The organism is Paenarthrobacter sp. Z7-10 (assembly GCF_026932795.1).
GTDB lineage: Bacteria > Actinomycetota > Actinomycetes > Actinomycetales > Micrococcaceae > Arthrobacter_M.
The window spans coordinates 35438-48462 of the sequence record NZ_JADPVH010000031.1; the positions used below are offsets into that span (position 1 = coordinate 35438).

The window sequence follows — 13025 nt, forward strand, 5'->3', positions numbered from 1 at the left end:
ACCGCAGGTCAGTCTTATTACTATGCAGCGGCGAATCCAAGGCCGAATTCTTAGCGCGCGGCGTCGAGTTCCTGATAGGTGGCGTCATCCAACTCAACTGCGGCGGCACCCACGTTTTCCTCCAGGTGCTGCAGTGAACCGGTGCCGGGAATCGGCATGATGACCGGTGAGCGTCGCAGCAGCCAAGCCAAGGCAACCTGCGATGCGGTGGCGCCCAGACGTTTGGCCGCTGCATCCAGCGGGCCGCCCGGCTGTGCGAGCTTGCCGGCGGAAATTGGAGCCCAGGGGATGAAGCCGATTCCGTTCTGGGTCGCATAATCCAGCACGACCTCGGAACTGCGGTCGGTGAGGTTGTAGCGATTCTGCACGGTGGAGACAGTGAAAAATTCTCCGGCTGCCTTCAGCTGCTCCACGCTGACCTCGGACAATCCCAGAGCCTTGACCTTGCCTTCCTGCTGCAGGTCGCGCAGCACGCCGAACTGCTCCTCGGCGTCGACTTTGGGGTCAATGCGGTGCAGCTGCAGCAGATCCAGCGCCTCGACTTTGAGCTTGCGCAGGCTCAGCTCGGTCTGCTGGCGCAGGTATTCCGCCCGCCCCACCGGCACCCACGCGTTAGGGCCGGTGCGGGTAAAGCCTACTTTGGTGGCGATCCGCAGCCCTTCCTTGTATGGATGCACGGCTTCGGCGATGATCTCCTCGCTGATGTTCGGTCCGTAGGAGTCTGCGGTGTCGATAAAGTCCACGCCCAGTTCGACGGCGCGGCGCACGACGGCGATGGCGGTCTTCCGGTCGGCGGGCTCTCCCCAGATGCCGTCGCCGACGATACGCATGGCGCCGAAGCCGAGCCTGTGCACTTTCCCGAGGTCCAGCAGATCGATGGTCGAGACCGGGCTGGAGGTTTTTAGGTATTCGGTAGTCATACCTGCGCCAACGACGGCCTGCGGGGCACTATTCCGCCGATCCCCCGGTGCCCGTCGAGCTGACTGCGTCGGCTAGCGCTGTGGTACCGCGCCAGCTGCTTCCGGGTTGCCGGGTTGCTGGAGCGCACAGCGGGGCCGCTCTGCCCGTAACCTGCTTTTTCTTGACATATTCGGAGTGGTCCTCGTATCGTGGAAACGGTTCCATGGAATCGGTTCCATGAATGTTCACGAGGAAGTGGCAAGGATGACGACGGTAACCATCAAAGACGTTGCGGCGGCCGCCGGCGTCTCCGTCGGCACCGCCTCCCGCGTCTTGTCCGGCAATCCCGCCACATCGGCCGCGTCCCGCGAACGTGTCGCGGCCGCCGTCGAACGCTTGGATTTCCACCCCAATGCCCAGGCCCGTTCGCTGCGCTCCGCCCGCACCCACACGATTGGTCTGCTGGTTTCCGATGTGCGAAACCCCTTCTTCGCAGATCTGGCCCATTCCGTGGAGCAGGCCGCGCTGGCTCATGGATATGTCATTTTGCTCGGCAACGCGAACGAGCGTGAAGATCAGCAGGACCGCTACCTGAATACGCTGATCTCACAGCGGGTGGACGGAATCATTGTCGCACCGCAAGGGGATGGCAGCGGCGCCATCCGGTCGCTCCTGAACCGCCGGATCCCCACCATTTTCGTGGACCGGACGGTGGAGGGCATCAACCTTCCCAGCGTCACCACCGACAGCGGACACGGAATCCGGCAGGCAGTGGAGCACCTCGCCGGCCAGAGCCACACACGGATCGGCTATATCGCCGGTCCGCAGACCATCTCCACGGGCCGGGAACGATTCACTGCCTACACCAAAGCCGTCGCTGATAATTTCCTGTCGCAGGATCCCTCGCTGGTGTACTTCGGCGACTTCCAGGCAGCCAGCGGTTCGTCCGGCGTGGACGCGCTGCTGAGGCTGGATCAACCGCCCACGGCGATCCTGGCCGCGGACTCTCCGATGGCCGTGGGAGCCGTGGCCATGCTGCACCGGATGGATGTGCGGATCGGAGCGGACATCGCACTGGTGGCCTTCGATGACATCGAGTGGTTTGCCCTGCTCAATCCCGCACTGAGCGTTATCTCGCACAGCGTGGAGAACATGGGCCGCGCCGCCGTGGAGCTGCTGCTGCAGGTCATCGACGGCGGCACGCCGGAGTCGGTGGTGCTGCCCAGCGAACTCATCGTCCGGGCCTCCTCCAGCACGCCCAACCCCGCGGGATCAGTCTCCAGCCTAAGGAAGAACTAACATGAGCGAGCATCCCCTTCTCACGCTGAAGCAGGTGAGCAAATCCTTTGGTCCGGTGAACGTGATCAAGGATGTGACGGTCAGTGTCCACGCCGGTGCGGTACAGGTGCTGCTGGGCGAGAATGGCGCCGGCAAGTCCACGCTGATCAAGATGATGGCAGGGGTGTACCAGCCTGACGGCGGGCAAATCCTGATCGACGGGAAGCCGGTCAGCCTGCCCTCCACGCGGGCCGCCGAAGAGCACGGAATTGCGACCATCCACCAGGAACTGAACCTGGTGGGTACCATGAGCGTCGCGGAAAACGTGATGCTGGGCCGGATGCCGAAAAAGTTCGGCTTGGTCGACCGGAAGGCGATGCGGCGGCAGGCACGCGCTGCTATGGAGCTGATCGGGCTCGACGTGGACGTCGATACCCCGGTGGGCGAACTGGGCATCGCCCGCCAGCAACTGGTGGAGATAGCCAAGGCCCTGAGCATTTCCGCGCGCATCCTCATTCTCGACGAGCCCACGGCCGCTTTGACCCGGCACGAGACGCAGAGTCTTTTCAAGGTGGTGGCGGACCTTCGCCGGCAGGGCGTGGGGATGTTGTTCATCAGTCACCACTTGGATGAGATTGCCGAAATCGGCGACAGCGTGACGGTGCTGCGCGACGGCGAATTTGTCGCCGAAGTTCCTGCGTCCACGGACGAGGATGAACTTGTGCGGCTGATGGTGGGGCGCAGCATCGAAGACCAGTTTCCGCGCCGGTCTTCGGCCGCTGACCTGCCCGCCGAGATCCTGGCCGTGGAGCACCTGAGCTCGAAAGGGAAGTTCGAGGACATCAGTTTCACCGTCCGGGCAGGGGAAGTGCTGGGGATTTCCGGGCTGGTGGGAGCCGGGCGCACGGAACTGATCCGGGCCATTGCGGGGGCGGATAGGTATGACTCCGGGGAGGTGAAGGTCCGCGGACGCCGCTTGACCAAGGGCAGTGTGCAGGCCGCCATCCGTGCCGGACTTGGCCACGTCCCGGAGGACCGCAAGGGTCAGGGGCTGGTGCTGGACGCCTCGGTCAATGAAAACCTGGGCTACGCCACCCTTTCATCCAGTGCACGGATGGGGCTGTCCGATTTTTCCGGCCAGCGCGGCCGGGCGGAAGCTGTGGCCAGGACCGTGCGGATCCGGATGCACACCATCGATCAGCCGGTCCGGTCCCTGTCTGGTGGAAACCAGCAAAAGGCCGTCTTTGGCCGCTGGATTATTGCTGCCTCCACAGTGCTGCTGCTGGACGAACCTACCCGCGGAGTCGACGTCGGCGCGAAGGTGGAGATCTATGAGCTGATGAATGCGATCACCGACGCGGGCGGAGCGATCGTGATGGTCTCCAGCGAACTGCCCGAAGTGTTGGGCATGAGCGACCGCATCCTGGTGCTGCGGGACGGCCGGCTCGCCGGCGAGTTCAGCGCCGCCGAGGCCACCCAAGACAAAGTCATGACGCTCGCCGCCCGCGATGTCGACGAAGAGCACTGAGAGAGAAGGTACGTTCCTCATGTCCGCTGCAACCCTTGACGCAAAACGACGCGGTTTTGACTACAAAAAATTCCTGGCCAACAACGGTGCGCTGGTGGGCCTGGTGGTGCTCTGCCTCGCCCTGTTCATAGCGACACCGGATTTCCTGACCGGCCGGAACCTGCTCAATATCGGCATTCAGGTTTCCACCGTGGCGGTGCTGGCCTTCGGCATGACCTTTGTCATTGTGGCCGGCGGCATCGACCTGTCGGTCGGATCGGTCGCGGCGCTCTCCGCCATGGTCTCCGGCTGGTTTTTTGTCAGCGCCGGGCTGCCCGGCTGGCTGGCACTGCTGGGCGGACTGGCGGCTGGACTGTTGGCCGGCGTGGTCAACGGCCTGGCCAGCGCCTACGGCAAACTGCCGTCTTTCATCGCCACTTTGGCCATGCTGAGCGTCGCCCGCGGGTTGACCCTGGTGATATCCGACGGCCGGCCCATCAAGACCTCCCCGGAAGTCTCCTTTCTGGGTGGCAATCTGGGACCGGTCCCGATGCCCATCGTGATCCTGGTGATTGCCGCCCTGGTGGCGTCGTTCCTGCTGAACCGGACCGTCGTCGGCCGCTCCATGTATGCCGTAGGCGGCAACGCCGAAGCTGCACGGCTGTCGGGCTTGCCAGTCAAGCGGATCCTTGTCATCGTCTTCGGCCTGGCCGGGCTTTTCGCTGCCCTCGCCGGCGTGCTGCTGGCCGGGAGGCTTGACTCGGCCCAGCCGCAGGCCGCCACGGGCTACGAACTGGACGCCATTGCCGCCGTCGTGATCGGCGGTGCCTCACTGGCCGGCGGGCTGGGCCGGATCTCCGGAACCTTTGTCGGCGCCTTGGTGCTGGTGGTGATCCGCAACGGTCTTAACTTGCTCAACGTCACCTCGTTCTGGCAGCAGGTGGTCATCGGCGTCGTGATCGCCCTGGCCGTGGGCATCGACGTGCTCCGGCGCAAGACCCGCAGCAGCTGAACTTTCGCTCAACTCCCGCAGAACCTGACGCAGAACTAACGCTCAACTCCCGCAGAACTAACGCAGATAAAATCCCAACCTAAGGAAAGAACAATGAAGCTCTCATTCCGCCAACTGGCCGCAGTCGCAGCCACCACCGCCGTTCTCCTCACCGGAGCGACGGCCTGCAACCGAGGTGGGGGAGAGGCCGGTGCGGCCAGCCCCAAGGTGGTGATGGCCCTGTCCACGCTGAATAATCCGTTCTTCGTCGAGGTCCGTGACGGTGCACAGGCCGCGGCAAAGGATGCCGGCGTACAGCTGGAGATAGTCGATGCACAGAACGACTCCGCCACCCAGGCGAACCAGCTGGCCACCGCCGCCACTGGAAGCACCAAGGCCGTCATCGTGAATCCGGTGGATTCGGACGCCGCGGCGTCCTCTGTGAACACCTTGATCAAGGCCGGACTGCCGGTTATCGCCGTGGACCGGACCGTCAATGGCGCCGACCTCACCTCGCTGGTGGCCAGCGACAACGTGGCCGGCGGCAAGCAGGCGGCCGAGGAACTGGCGAAGGCAATGGGCGAAAAGGGCAGCATTCTGGTGCTGCAGGGCGTGGCCGGGACCTCGGCCAGCCGCGACCGTGGGCAGGGCTTCACGGAGGGACTGAAGGCCTTCCCGAACATCAAGGTGGTGGCCAAGCAGACGGCGAATTTCGATCGGGCAACGGCACTGGATGTCACCACCAACCTGCTGCAGGCTCATCCCGGCGTCACAGGCGTGTTCGCGGAAAATGATGAAATGGCGCTGGGCGCGATCCAGGCACTTGGCGCCAAGGCCGGTAAGGACGTCAAGGTTGTCGGCTTTGACGGCACCGCCGACGGACTGGCTGCCATCAAGAAGGGCACCCTGGTTGCCACCATCGCTCAGCAGCCGGCCAAACTTGGCCAGCTCGCCGTCCAACTGGCCGCGAAGGCCATCAAGGGTGAAAAGGTCGACAAGACGGTTCCGGTGCAGGTTGTCTCGGTAACCAAGGCAAATGTGGGCGACTACGCCAAGTGAATAAACCTGCCGTAGTTTCTCCGGTCTCCGGTCAGGTGGTGGTGGTCGGTTCGATCAATGTGGATCAGGTGGTCCGCGTGAACCGGCACCCACGCCCGGGCGAGACCCTGATCGGGACCTCTATGGTGCTGCTGCCGGGCGGTAAGGGCGCCAACCAGGCGGTGGCAGCCGCCCGCCTTGGAGCCGCGGTGGCCCTGGTCGGTGCGGTGGGCAGCGACGGCCGGGCCGACGATGCGACGGCGCTGCTGCTGGACGCCGGAGTGGATCTGACCGCGGTGCAGCGGGTGCCGGGTCCCTCAGGCCTGGCGTTGATCACCGTTGCCGACGACGGCGAGAACACCATTGTGGTGCTGCCCGGCGCCAACGCCGCGGTGGTCGGCGAGAGCGTTACCCGATCCGCCGGCGTCATCGCCGGGGCAGCGGTGCTGGTGCTGCAGGGCGAGATCCCGGCTGCCGGCATCGCCGCCGCCGCGCGCTTGGCCACCGGCCGGTTGGTGCTGAACCTGGCGCCGGTGATCGAGCTGGAGACGGCGGTGATCCTGCGCGCGGATCCGTTGGTGGTCAACGAGCACGAAGCCGCCCTCGTCCTGTCCGCGCTGCGGGCCGAAACCAAGCCATCCAGTGCCGGTGTGGAACTGGCAGGTGTGGAACTGGCCGATGTGGAACTGGTGGCGGGGCTGCGCGCCTGCGGCGTTCCCTCCGTGGTTCTCACGCGCGGAGCGCTCGGTGCGATTTGTGCGGACGACGCCGGCACGCAGGAGATGCCGGCGCCGACGGTGATTGCTGTGGATACCTCGGGCGCCGGCGACGCATTCGTCGGTGCGCTGAGCGCCCGGCTGGCTGTCGGGGACACCCTCGCGGCGGCGGTGCGGCTGGCCGTGCGTGTCGGAGCCTTCGCGGTGCTGAGCGAGGGAACTCAGCCGTCCTATCCCATGCTGAACGACGAGCTTCCGGCGGTGCACACGTGAAGAAAACCGGTATCCTCAATGCCGAACTGAATTTTGCGCTCAGCAAGCTTGGGCACACCGATCTGATTCTGGTGGCCGACTGCGGCCTGCCCGCACCTGCCGGTGTGACGGTGGTGGATCTGGCCCTGGTGCGCGGAATACCGCGCTTGGAGCAGGTGCTGGATGCACTGCTGGCCGACATTGTGGTGGAACGCTGCGTCGCCGCAGAGGAAGTTAAATCGACCCTGGCGCAGCCTTGGCTGACGCGGCGTTTTGCGCAGCTGGACTACATCAGTCACGACAGCCTTAAGGACCTCAGTGCCTCGGCGAAACTGTTCATCCGCACCGGCGAGGCAACCGCCTACGCCAACGCGGCGCTGTACTGCGGCGTCGCGTTCTAAGCGGCGTGCCATACGGGGCCGGGCAATGTCCGCCGTGCCGTGGACGGCGCGTTATTCGCTCCAGCCCAGATTGCGGGCCATCCGCTGCAGAACATCCAGAGCAGCTTCGTATTCATCTGCCGGAATCCCCGCAGTGATCCCCTGCCGCTGCTGATCCACGACGCCGGTGAGCCGGTGCAGGCTTTCGCGGCCGAGTTCGGTCAAGGTGTACAGGTCGTCCTCCACCGCCACCCATCCGCTCTCGACCAGCTCGGCGACGGGTTCCGCCGCGGAAACCTCCGGCCCGGAGCCGAAAAAGGGTTTGAGGACGTCGGTCAGTTCCGCTTCCGATGACGGACTGCCGGCCAGCACATTCATAATCTGCCATTGCCGTCGGGTCACGCCGTGTTCTTCGACGAGCGCATCGAACTGTTCGTTGATGAGCCCATCAACCAGCTTCAGCCAATATCCAAGGGGACGTTGAGGTGCCATGTGCTCACTATACAAAGTCAGAGCACCTTTGCGAGGAAGGCCTGGGTGCGGGCATGCTGCGGATTGGCGAGCACTTCGCGTGGATTCCCGGATTCCACCACCACGCCGCCGTCCATAAAGACCAGCGCGTCGGCTACTTCTCGGGCAAAGCCCATTTCGTGAGTTACCACAATCATGGTCATGCCGCTCTTGGCCAGCTCCTGCATAACATCCAGGACTTCGCCCACCAACTCCGGGTCCAGGGCGCTGGTGGGTTCGTCGAACAGCATCAGCTTCGGGTCCATGGCCAAGGCGCGGGCAATCGCCACGCGCTGCTGCTGGCCGCCGGAGAGGTGGGCAGGGTAGTGGTCACCTTTATCCCCCAGGCCCACGCGCTCCAGCAGTTCATTGGCCCGCGCGGTGGCCCTGGCCTTGGACAGTCCCTTAACCCGCATCGGCGCCTGGCTGATGTTCTCCAGCGCGGTTAGATGCGGAAAAAGGTTAAAGCGCTGGAACACCATGCCGATGTCGCGGCGCTGGAAGGCGGCTTCCTTGGGTTTGAGCTCGTAGAGCTTGCCGGCCTTTTCGCGGTACCCGACCAACTGGCCCTCCACCGAGAGGCGGCCGGCGTCCACCCTCTCCAGATGGTTGATGCAGCGCAGGAAGGTGGACTTCCCGGACCCGCTTGGTCCCACGATGCACAGCACCTCGCCGGCCTTGACCGTCAGAGTAATGCTCTTTAGCACTTGGTTGGAGCCGAAGCTTTTGGAGACGCGGTCGGCGGAAACCATGGTTGTCTGGCTCAATGCTTGCCTCCAAAGTCGTTGCCCGGAGGCTCACCTATGCCGGTGCCGGCGCCAGGCATCGCAATCATCCTGGAGCGTCGTCTGCCTGGCTTGTGCTGACCAGTTCCACGTGCGAAGCGCTTCTCGATGAAGTGTTGTCCCACCATCAGGATCGAAGTGAACAGCAGGTACCAGATGGACGCAACGATCAGCAGTGGCACGGGGGTGAAGGTCACGGCTGAAATGCCGCGCGAGACGCCATAGAGATCGATGCTCAGCGGTATCGCCGCCACCAGCGAGGTGGTCTTGAGCATCGAAATCACTTCGTTGCCGGTGGGCGGGATGATGATCCGCATGGACTGCGGCACGACGATATAACGCATTGTCTGCCCCCACGACATGGCCAACGCGCGCGAGGCTTCTTCCTGGCCGTCGTCGACCGAGAGCAGCCCCGCACGCACGATTTCGGACATGTAGGCGGCCTCGTTAAGGGCCAGCCCGATGACGGCGGTCAGGAACAGGTTGGTGAAGATGCCATTTGGCACCGAAATCCACGGTGCCATAAACGGAATTCCGATGGTGAACACCGGATAGATCAGCGACACGATGCCCCAGAACACCAGCTGGACGTAGACCGGAGTGCCGCGGAAGATCCACAGGTAAAGCCATGCGACACTCTTGACCACCGGGTTTGGTGACAGCCGCATGATCGCCAGCAGCAGTCCCAGCACGATCGCGAGAACCATCGAGTACACGGTGAGCTGGAGCGTGACCAGCGCCGCCTGGGAGATCCGCTTATCGAAAATGTACTTGCCGACGTCGGACCAGCCGTAGTCCTCGCGCTGGGCCGCATCGAGAAGGAACACCGCCACCAGAATGATCAGGACGACGGCGATCAGGAACCGCCAGGGGTGGCGCAGCGGGATGGCCTCGATGGCCTCTCCCTCCTGATCCGGAGAGGGGGAATCCGGATCAGGCTTGGCTGCTCCGCGCTGTGCCCGCGACGTCATGGCAGCCTACGGTTTGGCTGCGACATTGATGGTCGCCGTCTTCAATCCGCCGCTTTCAACGCCCCACTTGCTCAGGATTTTGCCGTAGCTTCCGTCGTCGATCAGGGCTTGCAGCGCCTTCTGGAGCACCGGTTTGAAGGCAGAATCCTTAGCAACAGGCATCCCGTACGGCGCTACCTCGAAGGCATCGCCGGCGGTCTGCAATTTGTCCTTGGTCTTGGAGATGGCATACAAGGTGACCGGCGAGTCCGCGCTCATGGCGTCCACTTGCCCAACGGCCAGGGCGTTGGTGGCCTGATCCTGCGCATCGTATTTGAAAATCTTGATGGCGGCCTTGCCGGCATCGGTGCACGCCTTGGACTTGGCCGGCACCTCGTGCGTGTCCTCGTAGGTGGTGGCCTGAACCCCGACCTTGAGTCCGCAGGCGTTGTTCGGGTCCACCGTCTTGCCCTTCGGTGAGGCCCATTGGATGCCCGCAGTGTAGTAATTCACGAAGTCCACCTGCTTTTCCCGCTCCACAGTGTCGGTGAACGAGGACATCCCCATGTCGTCCTTGCCGGCCTTAATAGCGGGCAAAATGTTGTCGAACGTGCCTATGTCGAAGTTGACCTTCAGCCCCAGCATCTGGCCCAGTGCGTTGGTCAGGTCCACCGACCAGCCGGCCGGCTTGCCATTGTCATCCTTGAACTCATTGGGCGGGTAGTTGTTGGCCATCCCCACGTTCAGGACGCCGGCGGTTTTGATCTTGTCCGGCAGCAGGGCGGCGATGGAGTCGTTCTTCGCCACCGTCGTGGTGCCGGCCGAGTCCGACGCGGGGCCGGCGGCCGACGGCGTGCTGTTGTCGACGCACCCCGTGAGCAGCAGGGCAGCGGCGGCAAAAACGGAGGTGATGACAATTCGGGACCGCATATGATGCTTCTCTCCATTGAGCTGTGCAAAGTAGCGCAGTGGTCCGAAGCCTATCCCACCCCTGCGCGCCGAGGTCACGGTGGCCGTCCCGGTCGCGTTGCGGTTTGGCCACAGCTTAACCGCCGCGGGTCAGCGTTCGACGGCGTCAGGCCTGCGGGTCGTGGCCGGGAATCCGGCTGAGTTCTGCGATCAGGTCGGGATTGATCCGATTCAAGATCAGCAGCACATCAGCTTCCGGAACCGCCCGGTAGAGGATTTCACGGGCTTCGCTGTACCTCGTGGTGGGGGCCTTATCTGGCCACTTTTCCGCCAAGGCCTGCACCCGCTCGGGCAGCGAATGGTGGGCGTTGGAGGCTATTTTCACCAGTGTGGCGTCGCGGTCTTCGGCAATGAAGCGGATGAAGGCAGGATAGTCATCCGGGGTGTCCTGCAGGTTTATGGACACCCTTTCGATGATCGCCACGACCCTGGGCGGGACGCCCATTTCCAACAGTGCCCGTTTGGAGATTGGAGTGTCCTCGGCAATGTCATGCAGGTAGCCCGCCATCCGGACGTCGTCGTCGAAGTCCGCCAACGCGTCGCCCACGGCCTGAACGTGCTCGCGGTACGGGCGCTTGAGCTTGTCCTTTTGCCGATCGTGTGCGACCTCCGCCAGCACCATAGCCGTGTGGACGGTGAATCCGGGCGTGCTCATGTCTCATCCTCTTCGTTTGCCATCTTTTCGACTGCTGCGTTTCCACCCGCATGGGCGTGTGCTCAGTCCAGCCTAGCCAGCGGGCAGTCGGGGACGCGATTATCGGCACTTCCGGCACGGTCCGATGCGCGGTTGGTATACAAAAGGGGGTAGTTTTCGTAGTGTTGCAGGCAATCGTGTATTGCCTTCATTCCCGATGGACAACTGTGGAAAGGCCACCGTGCGAACTCACCAACTCATTCCCACCCCCGACACCGTCACGCAGACGTTCGACCGGAAGACGCCACCGGCCCTGACAATTGATCCAGGCGACACGGTAGCCGTGCGCTCGCTGGATGCCTGGGGCCACCTGGAGCCGCAGACTGTTCCCGGGGAAGTCAAGGCCCAGATGTTTCCCGAACGCCTGGGGCATTGCCTGACCGGACCAATTGCCGTCCGGGGCGCCATGCCGGGCGACATGCTGGCAGTAAATTTTGTCTCCTTCACACCGGATTCCTGGGGCTGGACCGCGGCCGGACGCCGCAGCGACGCCTTTACCCGGGCCCTTGGCGTCGAGCCAGGGGTGCCGCAATGGCTGCTGTGGCAGTTGGATGCGGTGCGGCAAACGGGGACCAATGATTTGGGGCAGAGCATCAAGCTGAGCCCGTTTTTGGGCGTCGTCGGCGTTCCTCCGCAGCGGCCGGGCTCGTTTTCGACAACTCCTCCGCGTGCGGACGGCGGTGGAAACATTGACTGCCGCGAACTCGTGGCCGGATCCACCTTGTTCCTGCCGGTTACTGTCCCGGAGGCAATGTTGTGCGTTGGCGACGGTCACGCCGCCCAGGGAGATGGAGAAGTTGGTGGCACGGCCATCGAGTGCGGGATGGAATCCCGCATTATTGTGGACCTGGTCGCTGATCCGGCGTTGCCTTCGGTACATGCGATCACGCCCACGGCGAGAATCACCTTTGGCTTCAATCCGGATTTGAATGCCGCCACGGCCGAGGCACTCAAAGCGATGCTGACTTGGATGCAGGCCCTCTATGGAATGGAACGGACCAGTGCCCTGGCGCTGGCGAGTTCCGTGGTGGATCTGCGGATCACCCAAATTGCCAACGAGACCTGGGGGGTCCATGCGGTTCTTGGCCACAGCGCCATTTCGCAGGCTTGAACCGGTTTAGCAGGCGGAATCGCGGGCGCTTCACGGCAGCCGTGAGTCGGCGGAATTCGGAATGCGGAGCCAGCGGTAATCGTAACCGCCCAACTGTAGTTCGATCGTGCCGTCCGGGGACAAGGGAACGTCCGCATCGAGCAACAGGTCCAGCAGAAGGGGCCGCTCCTTCGCCTTCTCCGGGAGGTCCTTCAGATCGAGGTTGAGCACTACGGTGGCTGGCTCAGCGGCCAGGTTGTGCACCAGGATCATGCTGTTCTGATCCCAGACGCACCGGTGTGCCAGCACCGAATGCAATGGCTGCTTCAGAACCTCGAACCGTCCCCAGCCAAGCTCTGGGCACTCACGGTAGCGTCGTATCAGCCGCGCCATGAAATTCCACAACGAGTCCGGATCGCGTCTGGCTGCGGCAGCATTAACATGTGCTGGTCCATAGCCGCCCTGCACGACATGCCGCACCAACTTGGCCGGATCAGCAGTGGAAAAGCCACCGTTGGGCCCGTCGGTCCACTGCATCGGCGTGCGAACCGCCAGGCGCCCCTCCACCTCCAGGTTCTCCCCCATGCCGATCTCTTCGCCGTAGAACAGCACCGGAGTCCCCGGCAGGGAGAACAGCAAGGAGTACACCATCCGGATCCGGCGCGGATCGCCGTCGAGCATGGGCGGCAACCGCCGCTTCAGCCCGCGCCCGTACAGCTGCATCCGCTCCTCGGGCCCGAAGGCAGCGAACACCTCCTGGCGCTCGGTCTCAGAGAGCTTGTCCAGGGTAAGTTCGTCATGGTTGCGCACGAACGTGGCTTGAATTCTAGGGGTTGTTGCAACACCCGGGTTTAGCTGGCTCTTAGTAGATCACGTAGTTGTTCGGCTGGGGTATTCCAGCCCAGTGTTTTGCGGGGGCGGGCGTTGAGTTCCTGGGCGACGTGTTCGAGGTCTTCGGGTCCATA

The 13025-nt window shown here is 63.6% G+C and carries 14 protein-coding genes; 7 read left to right on the plus strand and 7 right to left on the minus strand.

Going from position 1 to position 13025, the window contains the following annotated elements:
* Positions 1 to 50: 50 nt before the first annotated feature.
* Complete coding sequence (locus IV498_RS10865) at positions 51 to 920, minus strand: aldo/keto reductase (RefSeq protein WP_269046577.1); 870 nt, start codon at positions 918 to 920, stop codon at positions 51 to 53.
* A gap of 217 nt (positions 921 to 1137) precedes the next feature.
* Between IV498_RS10865 and IV498_RS10870 the strand changes: the two genes are divergently transcribed.
* The 6 genes from IV498_RS10870 (at position 1138) to rbsD (ending at position 7083) form a co-directional block, all read left to right on the plus strand.
* Entirely contained in the window at positions 1138 to 2199 is a 1062-nt protein-coding gene (locus IV498_RS10870) for a LacI family DNA-binding transcriptional regulator (RefSeq protein WP_269046578.1), read from the plus strand.
* A 1-nt stretch (position 2200) separates the two neighbouring features.
* Positions 2201 to 3706: a sugar ABC transporter ATP-binding protein gene (locus IV498_RS10875; protein ID WP_269046579.1), complete on the plus strand. Its 1506-nt coding sequence runs from the start codon at positions 2201 to 2203 to the stop codon at positions 3704 to 3706.
* Between the two features lie 19 nt (positions 3707 to 3725).
* Positions 3726 to 4697, plus strand: a complete 972-nt coding sequence (locus IV498_RS10880) for an ABC transporter permease (protein ID WP_269046580.1) — start codon at positions 3726 to 3728, stop codon at positions 4695 to 4697.
* A gap of 93 nt (positions 4698 to 4790) precedes the next feature.
* Positions 4791 to 5735, plus strand: a complete 945-nt coding sequence (locus IV498_RS10885; RefSeq protein WP_269046581.1) for a substrate-binding domain-containing protein — start codon at positions 4791 to 4793, stop codon at positions 5733 to 5735.
* Positions 5732 to 6703 (plus strand): ribokinase, encoded by a 972-nt coding sequence (locus IV498_RS10890; RefSeq protein ID WP_269046582.1) that lies wholly within the window; start codon positions 5732 to 5734, stop codon positions 6701 to 6703. Before IV498_RS10885 ends, IV498_RS10890 begins: the two co-directional genes overlap by 4 nt.
* Positions 6700 to 7083 (plus strand): D-ribose pyranase, encoded by a 384-nt coding sequence (gene rbsD, locus IV498_RS10895; RefSeq protein WP_269046583.1) that lies wholly within the window; start codon positions 6700 to 6702, stop codon positions 7081 to 7083. The genes IV498_RS10890 and rbsD overlap by 4 nt, the downstream gene beginning before the upstream one ends.
* 51 nt (positions 7084 to 7134) lie before the next feature.
* On the opposite strand, the gene IV498_RS10900 is transcribed toward rbsD, so the two are convergent.
* The 5 genes from IV498_RS10900 to IV498_RS10920 all read right to left on the minus strand — a co-directional run bounded on the left by IV498_RS10900 (position 7135) and on the right by IV498_RS10920 (position 10931).
* Complete coding sequence (locus IV498_RS10900) at positions 7135 to 7554, minus strand: MarR family winged helix-turn-helix transcriptional regulator (protein WP_269046584.1); 420 nt, start codon at positions 7552 to 7554, stop codon at positions 7135 to 7137.
* A gap of 17 nt (positions 7555 to 7571) precedes the next feature.
* Positions 7572 to 8324, minus strand: a complete 753-nt coding sequence (locus IV498_RS10905; RefSeq protein WP_269046591.1) for an amino acid ABC transporter ATP-binding protein — start codon at positions 8322 to 8324, stop codon at positions 7572 to 7574.
* A gap of 11 nt (positions 8325 to 8335) precedes the next feature.
* Positions 8336 to 9328 carry an amino acid ABC transporter permease gene (locus IV498_RS10910; RefSeq protein ID WP_269046585.1) on the minus strand — a complete coding sequence of 331 codons (993 nt, stop codon included), beginning with the start codon at positions 9326 to 9328 and terminating at the stop codon, positions 8336 to 8338.
* Between the two features lie 6 nt (positions 9329 to 9334).
* The gene (locus IV498_RS10915) at positions 9335 to 10237 is read right to left on the minus strand and encodes an ABC transporter substrate-binding protein (RefSeq protein ID WP_269046586.1); all 903 of its coding nucleotides are present in this window, start codon (positions 10235 to 10237) and stop codon (positions 9335 to 9337) included.
* Between the two features lie 145 nt (positions 10238 to 10382).
* Positions 10383 to 10931, minus strand: a complete 549-nt coding sequence (locus tag IV498_RS10920) for a phosphohydrolase (protein ID WP_269046587.1) — start codon at positions 10929 to 10931, stop codon at positions 10383 to 10385.
* 220 nt (positions 10932 to 11151) lie between these two features.
* Between IV498_RS10920 and IV498_RS10925 the strand changes: the two genes are divergently transcribed.
* On the plus strand, positions 11152 to 12081 hold the full coding sequence (locus IV498_RS10925) for an acetamidase/formamidase family protein (RefSeq protein WP_269046588.1): 930 nt from the start codon (positions 11152 to 11154) through the stop codon (positions 12079 to 12081).
* A 30-nt stretch (positions 12082 to 12111) separates the two neighbouring features.
* On the opposite strand, the gene IV498_RS10930 is transcribed toward IV498_RS10925, so the two are convergent.
* Positions 12112 to 12870: an alpha-amylase family glycosyl hydrolase gene (locus tag IV498_RS10930; RefSeq protein ID WP_330059473.1), complete on the minus strand. Its 759-nt coding sequence runs from the start codon at positions 12868 to 12870 to the stop codon at positions 12112 to 12114.
* Positions 12871 to 13025 lie beyond the last annotated feature (155 nt).

Bases quoted from the DNA above. Each gene is read 5' to 3' on its own strand.
- IV498_RS10865 (WP_269046577.1), bottom strand. From the start codon at position 920: ATGACTACCGAATACCTAAAAACCTCCAGCCCGGTCTCGACCATCGAT.
- IV498_RS10870 (WP_269046578.1), top strand. From the start codon at position 1,138: ATGAATGTTCACGAGGAAGTGGCAAGGATGACGACGGTAACCATCAAA.
- IV498_RS10875 (WP_269046579.1), top strand. From the start codon at position 2,201: ATGAGCGAGCATCCCCTTCTCACGCTGAAGCAGGTGAGCAAATCCTTT.
- IV498_RS10880 (WP_269046580.1), top strand. From the start codon at position 3,726: ATGTCCGCTGCAACCCTTGACGCAAAACGACGCGGTTTTGACTACAAA.
- IV498_RS10885 (WP_269046581.1), top strand. From the start codon at position 4,791: ATGAAGCTCTCATTCCGCCAACTGGCCGCAGTCGCAGCCACCACCGCC.
- IV498_RS10900 (WP_269046584.1), bottom strand. From the start codon at position 7,554: ATGGCACCTCAACGTCCCCTTGGATATTGGCTGAAGCTGGTTGATGGG.
- IV498_RS10905 (WP_269046591.1), bottom strand. From the start codon at position 8,324: ATGGTTTCCGCCGACCGCGTCTCCAAAAGCTTCGGCTCCAACCAAGTG.
- IV498_RS10910 (WP_269046585.1), bottom strand. From the start codon at position 9,328: ATGACGTCGCGGGCACAGCGCGGAGCAGCCAAGCCTGATCCGGATTCC.
- IV498_RS10915 (WP_269046586.1), bottom strand. From the start codon at position 10,237: ATGCGGTCCCGAATTGTCATCACCTCCGTTTTTGCCGCCGCTGCCCTG.
- IV498_RS10920 (WP_269046587.1), bottom strand. From the start codon at position 10,931: ATGAGCACGCCCGGATTCACCGTCCACACGGCTATGGTGCTGGCGGAG.